Origin of the sequence: Biformimicrobium ophioploci (assembly GCF_030270605.1) — a bacterium.
In the GTDB taxonomy this organism is placed as follows: Bacteria; Pseudomonadota; Gammaproteobacteria; order Pseudomonadales; family Cellvibrionaceae; genus Biformimicrobium; species Biformimicrobium ophioploci.
Window position 1 is genome coordinate 241760 of sequence record NZ_BSYJ01000006.1, and the last position, 14025, is coordinate 255784.

The following is a 14025-nucleotide window of genomic DNA, read 5'->3' on the forward strand; positions in this document are numbered from 1 at the left end:
AAACTGATACGGCGGGGCTATTGACGCCCTGCCGCATCATCGCTATGGTTGCCCCGTCATCAAGAGAGTGGCTGACGCCAACGCCAACCTGCCGACCTGAGGCAAGGTGGTTTCCCGAAGTTATGGGGATGTGGTCTCGCAAGAGGCAATACATCAGGGAAGTTTCTCGGTTCCGAGAACAGCGATCGCGCTATCGCCGTCAGCCCTCCAGTATTTTTTGGAGGGAACATGACCAGCAACCAAAGCAGTATTTCTTTATCGTCCGGTAACGCATCGTTCGCGACCCCGGCCACTCAGGCCCGGATTCCAGAGAACGACGCGCCCTGGCCCGCACAGCCCGAGCGACTTGCCAACAATTTAATCGAAATCGAAATTACGCCCGCCAGCCCTTATCTGGGCGAGGCCCGTAATCGTTTGGCTGATCGGCTCGACAGGAACAACTGGCGTCAGCGCCTGTTATCGAGCGAGTACGAGGGGTTGCCGGTCTATGTGCAGCTCGCCCCGGCCCGGGTTGGCAAACGGCGTTACACCGCCGTCAGCGCCTACCGCCAGGACGACCGCCAGATCCAGTGGCAACTGCTGTTTGGCACGCTGGACGAGGCGCTGGATTTCAGCGCCCGCTGCGCCTCGGAAGCGACGGTCTGCGCGCACCGCGCCTGTGAGCTGACCGAATTAAAAGAATGATTCACGGCAGTGCGGAAAGACCCGGCTGCTACCCTATGATTGTCGGAAATGGGGACCATAGATCCTATGTCCAATACAAAGTCTTTCTACGACCGCCTCGAATCCACACTGCAGGAAATTGACGCCGACGGCCTCTACAAGCGCGAGCGCATTATTACCTCGCAGCAGGATGCGGAGATCCAGGTAAACAACGACCAGCGTGTGCTGAACTTCTGCGCCAACAACTATTTGGGTCTGGCCAATCATCCCGAGCTGGTGAAAGCTGCCCAGGAAGGGCTCGACGAGCACGGCTTCGGCATGGCCTCGGTACGCTTTATCTGCGGCACCCAGGACATCCACAAGGCCCTGGAAGACCGGCTTTCCGAGTTCCTCGGCACCGAGGACAGTATCCTTTACACCTCCTGCTTCGACGCCAACGGCGGCCTGTTCGAAACCATCCTCGGACCGGAAGATGCTGTGATCTCCGACGCGCTCAATCATGCTTCCATCATCGACGGTATCCGCCTGTGCAAAGCGAAGCGCTTCCGCTATGCCAATAACGATCTGGCCGACCTCGAGAAGCAACTGCAGGCAGCTGACGCTGCCGGCGCACGCACCAAGCTGATCGCAACTGACGGTGTTTTCTCCATGGACGGCGTCATTGCCGACCTCAAGGGGGTTTGTGACCTGGCCGACAAGTACGATGCATTGGTGATGATCGACGACTCCCATGCAGTCGGCTTTGTCGGCGAGCACGGTCGCGGCACCCACGAATTCTGTGGCGTGATGGATCGCGTGGACATCATTACCGGCACCCTCGGCAAGGCCCTGGGCGGCGCGTCCGGCGGCTACACCTCCGGTAAAAAGCCGGTCATCGACCTGTTGCGACAGCGCTCGCGCCCTTACCTGTTCTCCAATTCCGTTGCCCCGGCGATTGTCACGGCATCGCTGAAGGTTCTGGATATGCTGGTAGAAGGTAGCGACCTGCGCGAAAAGCTGCGTGAGAACTCTGCCTACTTCCGTCAGCGCATGACCGAGGCCGGCTTTACCCTTGCCGGCGAGGACCACGCGATCATCCCGGTGATGATCGGTGAAGCCGCCCTGGCGCAAAAAATGGCGGACCGCATGCTGGAGCTGGGCATTTATGTGGTTGGCTTCTTCTACCCGGTGGTACCCAACGGACAGGCCCGTATCCGTACACAGATGTCCGCGGCGCATACCCGCGAGCAACTGGACCAGTGCATTGATGCATTTATCAAGGTCGGCAAAGAGCTGGAAATTATCTAAGTCATGAAAGCACTTTCAAAACTGAAAGCAGAGCCTGGCATCTGGATGACGGACGTCGAACCGCCCAAGCCCGGCCACAACGACCTGCTGATCAAGATCCGCAAGACCGCCATCTGCGGCACCGACATGCACATTTATCACTGGGACGAATGGTCGCAGAAGACCATCCCGGTACCGATGGTGGTGGGTCACGAATATGTGGGTGAAGTGGTCGACATGGGCCAGGAAGTACGCGGCTTTGAAATCGGCGACCGTGTTTCCGGGGAAGGCCACATTACCTGTGGCCACTGCCGCAATTGCCGCGCCGGGCGACGCCACCTGTGCCGCAATACCTACGGCGTCGGGGTCAACCGGGAAGGCTCTTTTGCCGAGTACCTGGTTATACCGGCCTATAACGCCTTCAAGATCCCGGACGAAATCTCCGATGAGCTGGCGTCCATTTTCGATCCGTTCGGCAACGCCGTACACACCGCCCTCTCCTTCGACCTCGTAGGCGAGGATGTGCTGATCACCGGGGCCGGCCCTATCGGTATCATGGCGGCTGCCGTTGCGCGCCATGCCGGCGCTCGCCATGTCGTCATCACCGATATTAACGATTACCGCCTGGAGCTCGCCCGCAAGATGGGTGCAACCCGCGCAGTGAACGTCAGCAAGGAAAAGCTCAGCGATGTCATGTCCGAGCTGGGTATGACAGAAGGCTTTGACGTGGGTCTGGAGATGTCCGGCGTGCCGGTGGCCTTCCGCGACATGATTGCCACCATGAACCATGGCGGCAAGATCGCAATGCTGGGGATTCCCCCGGGGGAAATGGCCATCGACTGGAGCGAGGTCATTTTCAAAGGGCTGGTGATCAAGGGGATTTACGGGCGCGAAATGTTCGAGACCTGGTACAAGATGGCCAGCCTGATCCAGTCCGGCCTCGATCTGTCACCGATCATCACCCACCAGTTCCCGATCGATGACTTCCAGAAAGGCTTCGATGCCATGGCTTCCGGTGAGTCCGGCAAGGTGATCCTGAGCTGGGATTGATGTCCGCGCTAACCCGCACCAACCCGCACCAACCCGCACCAACCCGCACCAATCCGCAACAAGAGGCTGCCGCTCAGGCAGCCTTTTTTATCAGTAGCCCCGTACTGGTCCCCTGCACCAGCACACTGAACAGCACCACACCAAACACCATCGACTGCACCGTATACCAGTAAGGCAGGTCGACCGGCAGTGACAGCACCAGCGCGATCGCAATCACCCCGCGCAGCCCGCCCCAGATCATGACCCACTTCCAGCCGAGCGGCACCGGGCGGCCAACCAGGTTACTCGCAGGCGTCAGGGCGAAGATCGCCACAGTCCTTGCCAGTAACGTCGCCGCGATCGCAATCAGCATGGCCAGCCAGTGGGTCTCGAACATGCCGAAGGTGATGGCCAGCCCCATGATCACGAACACCAGCGCCTCGAACAGCAACCCGAGCCATTCCCAGGTCACGGAGGTATGTTTGAGGAATGCCTGGCGGTGCTCGTGCAGACAGACACGCGCGATAATTGCGCACACCATGACCGACATGATGCCGGATACCCCGGCCAGGTGTTCCGCCAGGTAGAAGCTGCCGATGGCGCCCATCACCAGGGCAATCTGCGATGCTGCAGGATTGCGCAGCAGCAGTACCACGATCGCCACCAGCAGGCCGCAGATGGCGCCGACCGCGATGCCGCCCAGAAAGATGACGGCGAAATAAAGGGATACCGCACCGAGGCCAGCACCATCGCCGCTCGTCGCCACCCCCAGAACCACCGTGAACAATACGATCGCAGCGGCATCGTTGAATATGCTCTCACCTTCCATCAGCGCAACGAGGTTCTCATCTGCCCCGTCTTGCCGCAGTTTGGACACCACCGACATCGGGTCAGTGGCCGCCAGGATGACGCCGGTCAGCAGCGCCGCATGCCACGGGAAACCGCTTGGGTGGGCGATACCGAAATAGGTCAGCAGCGCCACCAGCAACCAGCAGATCACAACCCCGACAGTTGCCAGCAACAGGACAGGCATCAGCCAGCGCCTCATGATCCTCGGGTCAATCAGCCATGCGGAGCGGAAAATCAGTATTGGCAGGATCAGGAAGAAAACCAGCTCGCGGATATTGTCATATCGCAGGCCGGTATCGAATTCGAACACGGGAAGCAGCAGCCCGGCCAAAATGCCGGCAATCAGGCAACCGAGGGTATTGTCGCCACGAAAAAAACGCGCGATCCACATCCCGGTCAGGGCAACCAACGCCAGGAACAGGCCCTGCCCAACCAGAGTCACCACGGCATACATCAGCCCGGCTCCCCACCCCTTCTGTCTGAGGCAATCAACCACTCGGGCGACGTCTGTACCGGAGGGAAAGTCTCATTCATTGGCCTGGGTACCCCCTGCTCGTCGATCATTTCCACATGATGGCGGCGCAACTCACGCGGCTCCCGGGCACCACAGGAGTGCGCGATGATGCCAACTTCGTGCGCCATATTGTGAGCATAGTTAAAGACCCGCTCCGCCTTGCTGACCGGGTCGAGCCCCTGCTGCAGGTCCGGGTCGTGGGTGGTGATGCCCGTGGGACAGGTATTCTTGTTGCACTGCAGGGCCTGGATGCAACCCAGCGCGAACATGAAACCGCGCGCGGATACCACAGCATCCGCTCCCATCGCCAACGCCCAGGCAACGCCTGACGGCGTAACCAGCTTGCCGCTGGAAATAACCCGGATCCGGTCCTGCAGGTTATATTCCGCCAGCAGGTCTGCCACCAGCGGCAGGCTGCGCACCAGCGGCAGGCCCATATAGTCCATCAGGCTCTGTGGTGCAGCGCCGGTGCCGCCGTCGGCGCCATCGAGGGTAATGAAATCCGGTGCAGACGCGATGCCACGCCGATGCACCTCCTGAAACAGGTCCCGCAACCAGTCGCTGGTGCCAATCACACATTTGAACCCGACCGGCTTGCCGGTGACCTCGCGCACATGGGCAACCATATCCAGCAGGTCTGCGACTGAACGAATTTCCGGGTGCCCGTTGGGGCTTATTGAATCCATGCCTTCCGGGATACCGCGGGTCTCGGCAATTTCCGCGGTTACCTTGATACCCGGCAGGATACCGCCCTTGCCGGGCTTCGCCCCCTGGGACAATTTGATCTCGAACATACGCACCTGCGGGTGCGCTGCAATTTCGCCCAGTCGCGTGTCCGACAGGTGCCCCTCACTGTCCCGCACCCCGTATTTGGCGGTACCGAGCTGGAACACGATGTCACAGCCCGAAGCCAGGTGATGCTTGGACAAACCACCCTCACCGGTGTTTACCCACACGCCTGCGCGCTTGGCACCGTCCACCAGCGCCTTGATAGCGGGTACGGAGATCGCGCCATAGCTCATGCCGGAAACATTGAAGATCGAGCTGGTTGTATAGGGTTCGCGTACATAGTGGCCGCCGAAAACGATCTCGCGCGGCGGCACAGCGTCCTTTTCCAGCGTGGGAAACGGGTGGTTGAGAAAAACAATATCGCCGGGCTGGTTCAGTGGCCGGGTGGAGCCGAATGCAAGGGTGGAATCGATATTCTTGGCGGAGCGATAAACCCACGCCCGCTGTGCCCGGTTGAATGGCAGCTCCTCGCGGTCCAGCGCAAAGAAATATTGCCGGAAGAATTCCCCCAGATGCTCAAACTTGTAACGGAAGCGACCGATGACGGGATAGTTGCGACGTATCGCCTGCTTTGTCTGGGTAATGTCCGACAGGTACAGGTAAAGGAGATAAAGGCACAGCAACACAAGCCCGAAAAGAAACACCAGGGCCAGTATCTCCCCTACACCCACCGCGAGATTGTGCAGTGCTCCAACTCGTTCCATATCCATTGGTTTTCCGCTTTTCCTGATAAGCCGGCCCGGGCATTACTGGCCGGGGTATTTACGCTAGAATCGACGAAATCATTATCTGCCGGTACCCGATTTGAGCAAAATCTGGCATCTCTATCTAGTCCGGACCAGCAAGGGCCACCTCTATACCGGTATCACCACCGATGTAGCGCGCCGCTTCAGCGAGCATTGCGACGGCGTACGCGGTGCCAAAGCCCTGCGCGGCCGCGGGCCACTGCAGCTGGCCTTTTCCATCGAAGTCGGTTCGCGCACGGACGCGCAGCGACTCGAGATCGCAATCAAACGCTGGCCCAAGGCGCGCAAGGAACAGTTGGTGGCGGGAAACCTGGCACTGGAACTCCCCGCCGTCACCGAAAAATAATCAGCCGTGGCGCTCTGTGTTAACCTAGCAGCCGGCGCTGAAACCAACAAGCAAAAGCGGAATGTATTACTCTATTTCAGACCTTTTCTGGGTTTTTGTTTTATTCCTGGGCGGCAGTTATATCTGGATGGGTATGGCGGCCAAGGACCACGCCCGGCGTGCGGTAAAAGCCCACTGTCGCGAGCGCGGCCTGCAACTGCTGGACGATACCGTGGCACAGACCCGCGTGCGCATCGGCCGTACTTCGCGCGGGCACCTCGCGCTGAAGCGCTATTTCAGCTTCGAATTCACCTCCACCGGCGAAGCCCGCTACCCGGGTGAAATCGAGCTGCACGGCCGCAGGCTGGCCAACATCCAGCTCGCACCGCACCGCCTCACGCCGGGCGACGGCATCCTCTAGGTCACAGCGCCAATTCACATAATCCGGCCCGCCAGAGTCGCGGCCAAGAACATAAGTCAGGGGAACATCGTGGAAACCAATACCAACAAGCCGCGGATCATGATTTACGGTGCCAACGGTTACACCGGCACCCTGCTGGCCAGGGAAGCGGTTTCCCGCGGCTACAGCCCCCTGCTGGCGGGCCGCAACGCCCAGAAACTGGCACCTCTCGCAGAAGAGCTCAACCTCCCTGCCATGGCCATCGCGCTCGACGACGATGATGCACTGGCAAATGCATTGCGCGAAATCGATATCGTCATCCACTGCGCCGGCCCCTTCTCTGCCACTGCAGAACCCATGATGCGCGCCTGCATCGCCACCGGCACCCACTACCAGGATATCACCGGTGAAATGCAGGTTTACATGCTCGGCCACAGCCTGCACGAACAGGCAAAACAGGCCGGCATCGTATTGTGTCCGGGCACGGGTTTTGACGTGATCCCGACGGACTGCCTCGCACGTGCACTGAGTGACGCCATGCCCGGCGCGACTCACCTGACCCTGGGCTTCGACTCCGACTCCAGGCTCAGCCCGGGTACGGCCAAAACTTCCGTGGAAAGCCTCGGTGTCGGCGGCGCAGTGCGCCGCAACGGAGAAATCGAGATTATCGGCCATGCGGAAAAAGAGCGCACGATCGACTTCGGCCGCGGCGAGAAATTTGCCATTGCCATTCCCTGGGGCGATGTCGCCACTGCTTTTTACAGCACGGGCATTCCCAATATCGAAGTGTATATCCCGCTCAGCCCGCGCAAGGCGAAGCAGATGCGCCGCCTGAACTGGTTGCGCCCACTGCTCCGTACCGGCTTCATCCAGAACTTCCTGAAAGGCAAGATCGAAAAAAGCGTACGCGGACCCTCTGCGGAAAAACGGGCTGGCCTCAAGACCTGGGTCTGGGGTGAAGTGCGCAATGACCGGCGTGGCGAGCGTAAAGTCGGCCAGGTCACCACGGCCAACGGCTACGACGTGACGGTTTACGGCTGTCTGGCTGTCATGGATTTCCTGGCAAACTACCAGGGTGAAGGTGGTTACTTCACGCCAGCGACCCTCTGCGGCCCTGGACTGGTGGAACAGTTACCCGGCTCCAGCGAAATCAAGATTTCTCTCGGCTAACCCTTCAAACAGCGCGAGTACCCGGGAAAACACAAACTGCAAAGAAACCCAAAAATAAAAGAACAGTTTCTGGTGAAAGACAAGCTTATCTGGATTGGTCCGGTTGCAGCCGCAGCAACCGCAGCCATCGCATCGCAGGCCGGTATGGCAGCCCCTGCCGTTGCCACGCTCGGCGTGACCGTACTCTGCGCCATCTGGTGGATCGGAGAAGCGCTGCCGATCCCGGTGACCTCGCTGCTGCCCATGACGCTGCTACCGCTGATGAATGTCATTACCCCGTCAGACGTGGCTGCAGCCTACGGGCACCCGCTGATCCTGTTACTGCTGGGTGGCTTCCTGCTTTCGACGGCAATGGAATACTCGGGCGTACACCGGCGCCTGGCATTATCGATGATCCGGGTGGTCGGAGCACACAGCGATCGCCATATCGTTATCGGTTTTATGCTGGCTGCGGCCCTGCTTTCAATGTGGATCTCCAATACCGCCACCACACTGATGCTGTTGCCTATTGCGCTCGCGATCATCAGCAGCAGTAACAGCGACAGACTGGCCGTACCCTTGCTGCTTGGCCTTGCCTATTCCGCCAGCCTCGGCGGCATTGGCACCCCCATCGGCACCCCACCCAACGTCATATTTATGGGCGCCTACGAGGAAGCCACCGGGCAGACCATCGGCTTTCTGGACTGGATGATGTGGGCGCTGCCCGTGGTATTTATCTTCCTGTTCTTCATGATCCTCTGGCTGACCCGGGGCCTGAAGGGTAGCAGCGAAGTGGAAATCCCCAGGGTAGGTGCGTGGCTGCCGATAGAGCGGCGGGTCCTGCTGGTATTTGCTTTGACGGCCCTGGCCTGGGTTACCCGCAGCCAGCCATTCGGAGGCTGGCAGGCAATGCTGGACATCCCCAACGCCAACGATGCGGCGGTAGCGCTGCTGGCGGTCGTGGTGATGTTTATCATCCCGGACGGTCGCGGCGGGCGATTACTGACCTGGGAAGCCGCCAACAAAATCCCCTGGGGGGTGTTACTGCTGTTCGCGGGTGGTATCACCCTGGCCAAGGGGTTCACTGCGTCCGGCCTTGCCGCCAACATCGGTGAGGCGCTCAGCGCCTTTACCGTGCTACCCCTGTTCGCGTTGCTGCTGTGTATCACCCTCGGCGTCACGTTCCTGACCGAGGTTACCAGCAATACCGCAACCACTGCCTTGCTGATGCCTATCCTGGCCGCAGCAGCGGCCAGCGCCGGCCTGCCGGCGGAACTGCTGATGGTACCCGCAGCCATGAGCGCCAGCTGCGCATTTATGTTACCGGTTGCTACCGCGCCCAACGCCATCATTTACGGCAACGAGGCCATCACCGTCAGCCGTATGGCCCGGGAAGGCGTGATATTGAATCTGATTGGCGCGCTGGTGATCTCCGGTTGTATGTGGCTGCTGCTACCGCATTAACACCGCTCTTGCGCACGCCGGGAGAGCATTACAACTGTATGCGAATGGTCGCACCACCGAGAGACTGGGGCGCGTCTCCGGCGAGGAGCGCAATCTCGCCACCATAACTTTCGACGATATCGCTCACCACGGCCAGGCCAATACCCTGGCCGGATTGCTGCTCATCGGCACGCACGCCGCGGGCCAGAACCTGCTGCCACTGCTGACCGGTCAGGCCAGGGCCGTTGTCGGCCACCACAAAGGACAGGCCGTATTCGCCCTGCTCCGGCGCAACCTCAATCCGGACCACGCCGCCGCCATATTTACAGGCGTTGTCCAGCAGATTGCCCAGCAGCTCCATCAGGTCACCCTCATCGCCATGGAACAGCAGCTGGGGGGCGCATTCCAGTGAGATCTCGATGTCACGACTGGCATAAACCTTTTCCAGCGCACGCACCAGCTTTTCCGCAATGGGCCTGATGGCAATACCGCGCAGAATGGTACGCGGCGCATTGGTTACCGCACGCTGCAGCTGGTAGCTCACCAGCTGGTCCATACGCGCCACCTGGTCACGGATCAACTCAAGGCTGCCGGGGCTGCCATCGACGCCCTTCAGCACGGCCAGCGGCGTTTTCAGGCTGTGGGCCAGGTCCGCCAGGGTATTGCGATAACGCTGGCGCTGGCGCCGTTCATTATCCACCAGCAGATTGAGGTTTTCCGTCAGCGGCCTGAGCTCTGCTGGAAAATCCCCCTCGAGTTTCTCCGCCTCGCCCTGCTGGATTTTCTTCAGTGAGCGCGCCACCTCCTGCAGCGGGGCCAGGCCCCAGCGCAGCACCAGCCAGAGTACCAGCAGCAGCAACGCAGCGCCCACTCCCAACCAACGCCAGATAGTCCCCCGGAACTGTTCGACCTGCGCGCGGGTGGAACTCACATCCTCGAAGACAGAGAAGGTAAACCGATACTCTGACTCGAGGCCCCACCCCACCCCCATTGCCATCTGTGCGAAGCCATCCTGGTTTGCCACGAACTTCTCCGCGCCCTGCTCGAGCGGTTCTATTTGCAGCCCACCAGCGGTTAACGCGGACTCCGAACGCCAGATGACCTCGCCAGCATCATTGACTACGGTACCGATCAGGCCGGATTCCGGCTGGTTAAAGCGCGCTTCCGGCATCGCGGGTGGCAGCTGCAGGCGGCCATCACCCTCGTCCTCAGCGGCCGCCAGCAGGTTGTAGATATGCAGTTTCAGCTCGCGTTGCTTGGCCTCGTCAAGGGAAGCCTGGTAGGCACGCACAAAGACACCGGTCACCAGTATCAGAAATGCCAGTAACACCACGGAGGCAACCAGGGCTAGGCGGCCCTTGAGGGAGTGTAAAATTTGTGAAGGCGCCATTAGAGGCTTAACTTGCCGTCAGGGCAAAACGGTAGCCGCGACCGCGCAGCGTTTCGATCGGCGATATATCGCCACCCGGGTCAAGCTTTTTGCGCAGGCGCCCGATAAACACCTCAATGACGTTGCTATCGCGGTCACAATCCTGCTCGTAGATATGGTCGGTCAAGACAGTCTTCGAGACCACCTCGCCCGGATGCAACATCAGGTACTCGAGCACCTTATATTCGAATGAGGTCAGCTCCACTTCGTTGTCGCTGACAAAAACTTTTTGTCCGGAGGTGTCCATCCGGATGGGCCCCGCCTCAATCACCGGAGTGGAAAAGCCCGCGGAGCGACGCACCAGTGCGTTGAGGCGTGCGAGCAACTCCTCGGTATGGAAAGGCTTGACCAGGTAATCATCGCCACCAGCTTCAAGCCCCTCGACCTTTTCCTGCCAGTGGCCACGCGCGGTGAGGATCAGGATGGGAAAATGCTTGCCTTCCGCGCGCAGTGTGCGGATCACTTCGATACCGTCCACTTCCGGCAGGCCAAGATCCATTACGGCGAGATCGTAATCCATCTCACGCCCGAGAAACAGGGCCTCACTGCCATCGGGCGCCTCGTCTACCGTGTACCCGGCACTGCGCAACGACCTGGCCAGCTGTTGACGCAGGGAAAGTTCATCTTCTGCCAGTAACAAACGCATTGATTATCTCCTTCAGCTCGCCGATGGGTTAACGCGAGATCCTGCCGGTGCGCTTGTCCACATACACCACGTAAACCTGGTTCTTGCCGGTCAATCCCTTGACCCGATAGGCTGCACGCCCATCCTTCTTGGCCTCGCTCACTGCCAGGATCTTGCCGCCGTAACGCTGCTTGACCTTCTTCGCGGCCTCTTCGCGACTGACACCCTGCTTCTGTACCGGAACCCTAAGCGGCTTGTTCCAGCCGGGTATCGCACGCCGCTCCGCAATTGCATCGACCGGCTCGCGATGGCCCTGACCGTGTGCGTCGACCTGCATTGCCGGCAGCATCACCGCCAGTGCCAGCACAAGGCCCAAGATGCGATTTCCGATTGCCATAGTCGATTCCAGCTCAGCGTTGTATTGAATGCGTCCGCCCCTCAAGGCAGAGGGGTGACGGCGACCATTACACGCATTCTATCCCCCGGATGACGGTCTGTGCGAGTGGTGTATTCGCGGCCGTTGTAGAGGTAGACCACGTCGTAACCACTGATCTCCTGGCGGGTTGTATATTCGTTAACCACTTCGCAACGACGCTCGGTCACGTAGCGAACTCCGTGATGCCCCTGGTGACGATAGATATCCCTGCCAATGGAGGCCCCCAGCGCGGCACCGGCAATCGCCCCGACCTGTTTGTTGCGCTTGCGGTGCCCCAATTCATTACCGATGGCTCCGCCTATGATGCCGCCGAGGATTGCCGGCGTGGCGGAGTGACGACGCGGGTACACCGCTACCTGCTCGTCCCAGCAGCGCTCTCGCGGCTGGGCAACCTCGACCCGGGTATAGACGGGAGTCACGGATGTCACCTGGGCAAAATCGTAGTCGTCCGCATAACCGGAGGGACCGGCAAGGGCCGGCAGGCTGACCAGGGCGGCCAGGCCAAGGAAGCTTGTGAGCGGGGTTTTCAGGTTCATGGCTGCTCTCCATTTCCAGCGAGAATATCCGCAGCATAGGCAGCCTTTGCTGAACCTAACCTTAACCTTTGTAAGTTATCAGGCTCTTTGCGCTAGGTCCGGCGCGCGCCCTGGCGTTTCTGCTGACGTTCTCTCAGGTTCTTGCGCAGGCGCTGGCGATCCTCAGGGCTCATCTGCTGCCATTTACGCCGCAGCTCCTTGCGGCGCTCGGGCGGCATCTGCTGAAAGCGCTTCCGGGCCGCACGCACCCTGCGCTGCTGCTCCGGAGTCAGTTCACGGAAACGCTGGTAGCGCTCGCGCAGCTTCTGCCGCTGCTCCGGGCTCATCTGCCGCCAGCGACGAAACTCCCTGCCAGCGTTCTGGCGATCTTCCGGGCTCATCTGCTGCCAGCGTTGTGCACCATCGCGCAGCTTCTGTTGCTTGTCCCCGGGCAGTTCGGCCCAGCGCTCGCGGAATCGCCCGAGCAGTTCCTGCTCCGATTCGGACAGATTCTCCCACGCCACTGGTTCGGCCGCCACCAGCGGCGCCAGCAACTGCATCAGCGCGGTAAGCAGTAACGCGGCGATATTGTGCCTGCTATTCATATTCACCGTCCTCAACCTCTTTCTGCGGGGCGCGTTTGTTTTCGGGCGCTTTCTCACTCTCACGCTCGAGCTGTGGCTGCTCCCCTTCCAGCTCTGATGGCGCCAGCCAGTTCCCTTCCTCGTCTGCCCACTCACCAAGGAAAATCAGGAACGCCTCATCGAGTGCTTCCTGTTGTTCCCGCGCCTGATCATCCGCCTGATCATCCGCCGAAACTGTCGCCACTAAAAAAAGCGCAATGGCCAGTAGTAGATGCTGCAGACCATCAGGTCGAGGGCGCATCGACCTCTCCATCAACCCCTCCCTCAGCGAGCCATAGGTAAAAATCAACATCCTCGATCATCTGTATGTCTTCGGTCACCAGCCAGACGTCATCCCCGAACAGGTCTCCGTTACCGGGCAGCTGTTCTCCCGGACCGGGCAACAGCAGCACCACCGCCAGCACCGTTGCCATAGATGCGCCCAGCAGTGACCAGCGCACGACATCGCGCGGCAACTTGCGATCCGCCCCACTGTCCAGGCTACCGATGGCTGCGGAACGCGCGCGCTGCAGACGCGACAAGGTTGCGGCATCAAGCGATTCATCCATCTGCCTGAGCACCTCCTGTCCCTGGAGAAACAGAGCCTTCTCGGCATCCGTCGACTTTCGCCATGCGCCATGCTCTGAGGTTTGCTTCCTGTTCACCGAAACTCCTCCATCTGTGGCCTCAGACATTTCAATGCCCTGGATAAATGCGTTTTGACACTGCCATCACTGCAGCCCATTGCCGTTGCGGTTTCCGCCACGTCAAACCCCTCCACACAGCGCAACAGGAAAGCCTGCCGCTGCCTCAGCGGCAGTGTGGCCAGTGCAGATTCCAGCCCGCGTACGACCGCAGCATTCTCCGCATGCCTCGCGGGCCCAACGCCTGCCACATCCTCAAGAATACCGATATCAGGCTCGGCCTCGCCTTCATCACCCCGCACCCTGTCCAGAAACAACTCCCAGCGGGAGATCTTCCTGTTACGCCGATGCCAGTCGACCACGCGCCGATTTAAAATCGTAAAAAAGAGTGGCCGCCACTCCCTTTGCGGCTTGCCACTGTAGTTTTTCACGAGCGCCAGCATACTGTCCTGTACGATGTCCAGCGCATCGTCAGACGAGCCGACGGCGAGCCTTGCAATATTGAAGGCCCGCCGCTCGACACCAGCCAGGAACTGGTCCAGTTTGCGTTTGAGTTCTGGCTGCACTGCAGATAGTTATC

General features: G+C 60.1%; 17 protein-coding genes and 1 riboswitch. Of the genes, 7 read left to right on the top strand and 10 right to left on the bottom strand.

The genetic code is table 11. The features are described from left to right. Window positions 1-51 precede the first annotated feature (51 nt). Window positions 52-163, top strand: a riboswitch (SAM-I-IV-variant riboswitch). Between the two features lie 65 nt (window positions 164-228). From QSJ80_RS14215 to tdh, 3 genes are all read left to right on the top strand, one after another. After that, window positions 229-684, top strand: coding sequence for a hypothetical protein (locus QSJ80_RS14215; protein ID WP_285765134.1), 456 nt, complete (start codon window positions 229-231; stop codon window positions 682-684). Window positions 685-750: 66 nt separating this feature from the next. Then, entirely contained in the window at window positions 751-1950 is a 1200-nt protein-coding gene (locus QSJ80_RS14220) for a glycine C-acetyltransferase (protein ID WP_285765135.1), read from the top strand. Window positions 1951-1953: 3 nt separating this feature from the next. Continuing rightward, window positions 1954-2979, top strand: coding sequence for an L-threonine 3-dehydrogenase (tdh, locus tag QSJ80_RS14225; RefSeq protein WP_285765136.1), 1026 nt, complete (start codon window positions 1954-1956; stop codon window positions 2977-2979). 73 nt (window positions 2980-3052) lie between these two features. On the opposite strand, the gene QSJ80_RS14230 is transcribed toward tdh, so the two are convergent. Further along, window positions 3053-4261: a cation:proton antiporter gene (locus QSJ80_RS14230; protein WP_285765137.1), complete on the bottom strand. Its 1209-nt coding sequence runs from the start codon at window positions 4259-4261 to the stop codon at window positions 3053-3055. Further along, window positions 4261-5820, bottom strand: coding sequence for an FMN-binding glutamate synthase family protein (locus QSJ80_RS14235; protein WP_434219186.1), 1560 nt, complete (start codon window positions 5818-5820; stop codon window positions 4261-4263). The genes QSJ80_RS14230 and QSJ80_RS14235 overlap by 1 nt, the downstream gene beginning before the upstream one ends. Before the next feature lie 94 nt (window positions 5821-5914). On the opposite strand from QSJ80_RS14235, the gene QSJ80_RS14240 reads away from it, so the two are divergent. The 4 genes from QSJ80_RS14240 to QSJ80_RS14255 all read left to right on the top strand — a co-directional run bounded on the left by QSJ80_RS14240 (window position 5915) and on the right by QSJ80_RS14255 (window position 9194). Next, window positions 5915-6202, top strand: coding sequence for a GIY-YIG nuclease family protein (locus QSJ80_RS14240; protein WP_285765138.1), 288 nt, complete (start codon window positions 5915-5917; stop codon window positions 6200-6202). Window positions 6203-6263: 61 nt separating this feature from the next. Then, entirely contained in the window at window positions 6264-6602 is a 339-nt protein-coding gene (locus QSJ80_RS14245) for a DUF3301 domain-containing protein (RefSeq protein ID WP_285765139.1), read from the top strand. 69 nt (window positions 6603-6671) lie between these two features. After that, window positions 6672-7751 (top strand): saccharopine dehydrogenase family protein, encoded by a 1080-nt coding sequence (locus tag QSJ80_RS14250; protein ID WP_285765140.1) that lies wholly within the window; start codon window positions 6672-6674, stop codon window positions 7749-7751. Window positions 7752-7823: 72 nt separating this feature from the next. After that, entirely contained in the window at window positions 7824-9194 is a 1371-nt protein-coding gene (locus QSJ80_RS14255; protein WP_285765141.1) for an SLC13 family permease, read from the top strand. Between the two features lie 28 nt (window positions 9195-9222). Here the strand turns inward: QSJ80_RS14255 and QSJ80_RS14260 are convergent, their stop codons facing one another. The 8 genes from QSJ80_RS14260 to QSJ80_RS14295 all read right to left on the bottom strand — a co-directional run bounded on the left by QSJ80_RS14260 (window position 9223) and on the right by QSJ80_RS14295 (window position 14011). Then, the gene (locus QSJ80_RS14260; protein WP_285765142.1) at window positions 9223-10563 is read right to left on the bottom strand and encodes an ATP-binding protein; all 1341 of its coding nucleotides are present in this window, start codon (window positions 10561-10563) and stop codon (window positions 9223-9225) included. Window positions 10564-10570: 7 nt separating this feature from the next. Further along, complete coding sequence (locus QSJ80_RS14265; RefSeq protein WP_285765143.1) at window positions 10571-11248, bottom strand: response regulator transcription factor; 678 nt, start codon at window positions 11246-11248, stop codon at window positions 10571-10573. A gap of 28 nt (window positions 11249-11276) precedes the next feature. Continuing rightward, window positions 11277-11624 carry a PepSY domain-containing protein gene (locus tag QSJ80_RS14270; RefSeq protein ID WP_285765144.1) on the bottom strand — a complete coding sequence of 116 codons (348 nt, stop codon included), beginning with the start codon at window positions 11622-11624 and terminating at the stop codon, window positions 11277-11279. Between the two features lie 41 nt (window positions 11625-11665). Further along, window positions 11666-12199 carry a glycine zipper 2TM domain-containing protein gene (locus tag QSJ80_RS14275; protein ID WP_285765145.1) on the bottom strand — a complete coding sequence of 178 codons (534 nt, stop codon included), beginning with the start codon at window positions 12197-12199 and terminating at the stop codon, window positions 11666-11668. Between the two features lie 92 nt (window positions 12200-12291). Continuing rightward, window positions 12292-12783: a DUF3106 domain-containing protein gene (locus tag QSJ80_RS14280; RefSeq protein WP_285765146.1), complete on the bottom strand. Its 492-nt coding sequence runs from the start codon at window positions 12781-12783 to the stop codon at window positions 12292-12294. After that, window positions 12776-13063 (bottom strand): hypothetical protein, encoded by a 288-nt coding sequence (locus QSJ80_RS14285; RefSeq protein WP_285765147.1) that lies wholly within the window; start codon window positions 13061-13063, stop codon window positions 12776-12778. The genes QSJ80_RS14280 and QSJ80_RS14285 overlap by 8 nt, the downstream gene beginning before the upstream one ends. Continuing rightward, on the bottom strand, window positions 13047-13466 hold the full coding sequence (locus QSJ80_RS14290; RefSeq protein WP_285765148.1) for a hypothetical protein: 420 nt from the start codon (window positions 13464-13466) through the stop codon (window positions 13047-13049). Before QSJ80_RS14290 ends, QSJ80_RS14285 begins: the two co-directional genes overlap by 17 nt. Next, the gene (locus QSJ80_RS14295) at window positions 13463-14011 is read right to left on the bottom strand and encodes an RNA polymerase sigma factor (protein WP_285765149.1); all 549 of its coding nucleotides are present in this window, start codon (window positions 14009-14011) and stop codon (window positions 13463-13465) included. Before QSJ80_RS14295 ends, QSJ80_RS14290 begins: the two co-directional genes overlap by 4 nt. Window positions 14012-14025 lie beyond the last annotated feature (14 nt).

Excerpts from the sequence above, each read along its gene's own strand:
- QSJ80_RS14215 (WP_285765134.1), top strand. The coding sequence starts at position 229 with ATGACCAGCAACCAAAGCAGTATTTCTTTATCGTCCGGTAACGCATCG.
- QSJ80_RS14220 (WP_285765135.1), top strand. The coding sequence starts at position 751 with ATGTCCAATACAAAGTCTTTCTACGACCGCCTCGAATCCACACTGCAG.
- tdh (WP_285765136.1), top strand. The coding sequence starts at position 1,954 with ATGAAAGCACTTTCAAAACTGAAAGCAGAGCCTGGCATCTGGATGACG.
- QSJ80_RS14230 (WP_285765137.1), bottom strand. The coding sequence starts at position 4,261 with ATGTATGCCGTGGTGACTCTGGTTGGGCAGGGCCTGTTCCTGGCGTTG.
- QSJ80_RS14235 (WP_434219186.1), bottom strand. The coding sequence starts at position 5,820 with ATGGATATGGAACGAGTTGGAGCACTGCACAATCTCGCGGTGGGTGTA.
- QSJ80_RS14245 (WP_285765139.1), top strand. The coding sequence starts at position 6,264 with ATGTATTACTCTATTTCAGACCTTTTCTGGGTTTTTGTTTTATTCCTG.
- QSJ80_RS14260 (WP_285765142.1), bottom strand. The coding sequence starts at position 10,563 with ATGGCGCCTTCACAAATTTTACACTCCCTCAAGGGCCGCCTAGCCCTG.
- QSJ80_RS14265 (WP_285765143.1), bottom strand. The coding sequence starts at position 11,248 with ATGCGTTTGTTACTGGCAGAAGATGAACTTTCCCTGCGTCAACAGCTG.
- QSJ80_RS14270 (WP_285765144.1), bottom strand. The coding sequence starts at position 11,624 with ATGGCAATCGGAAATCGCATCTTGGGCCTTGTGCTGGCACTGGCGGTG.
- QSJ80_RS14275 (WP_285765145.1), bottom strand. The coding sequence starts at position 12,199 with ATGAACCTGAAAACCCCGCTCACAAGCTTCCTTGGCCTGGCCGCCCTG.
- QSJ80_RS14280 (WP_285765146.1), bottom strand. The coding sequence starts at position 12,783 with ATGAATAGCAGGCACAATATCGCCGCGTTACTGCTTACCGCGCTGATG.
- QSJ80_RS14285 (WP_285765147.1), bottom strand. The coding sequence starts at position 13,063 with ATGCGCCCTCGACCTGATGGTCTGCAGCATCTACTACTGGCCATTGCG.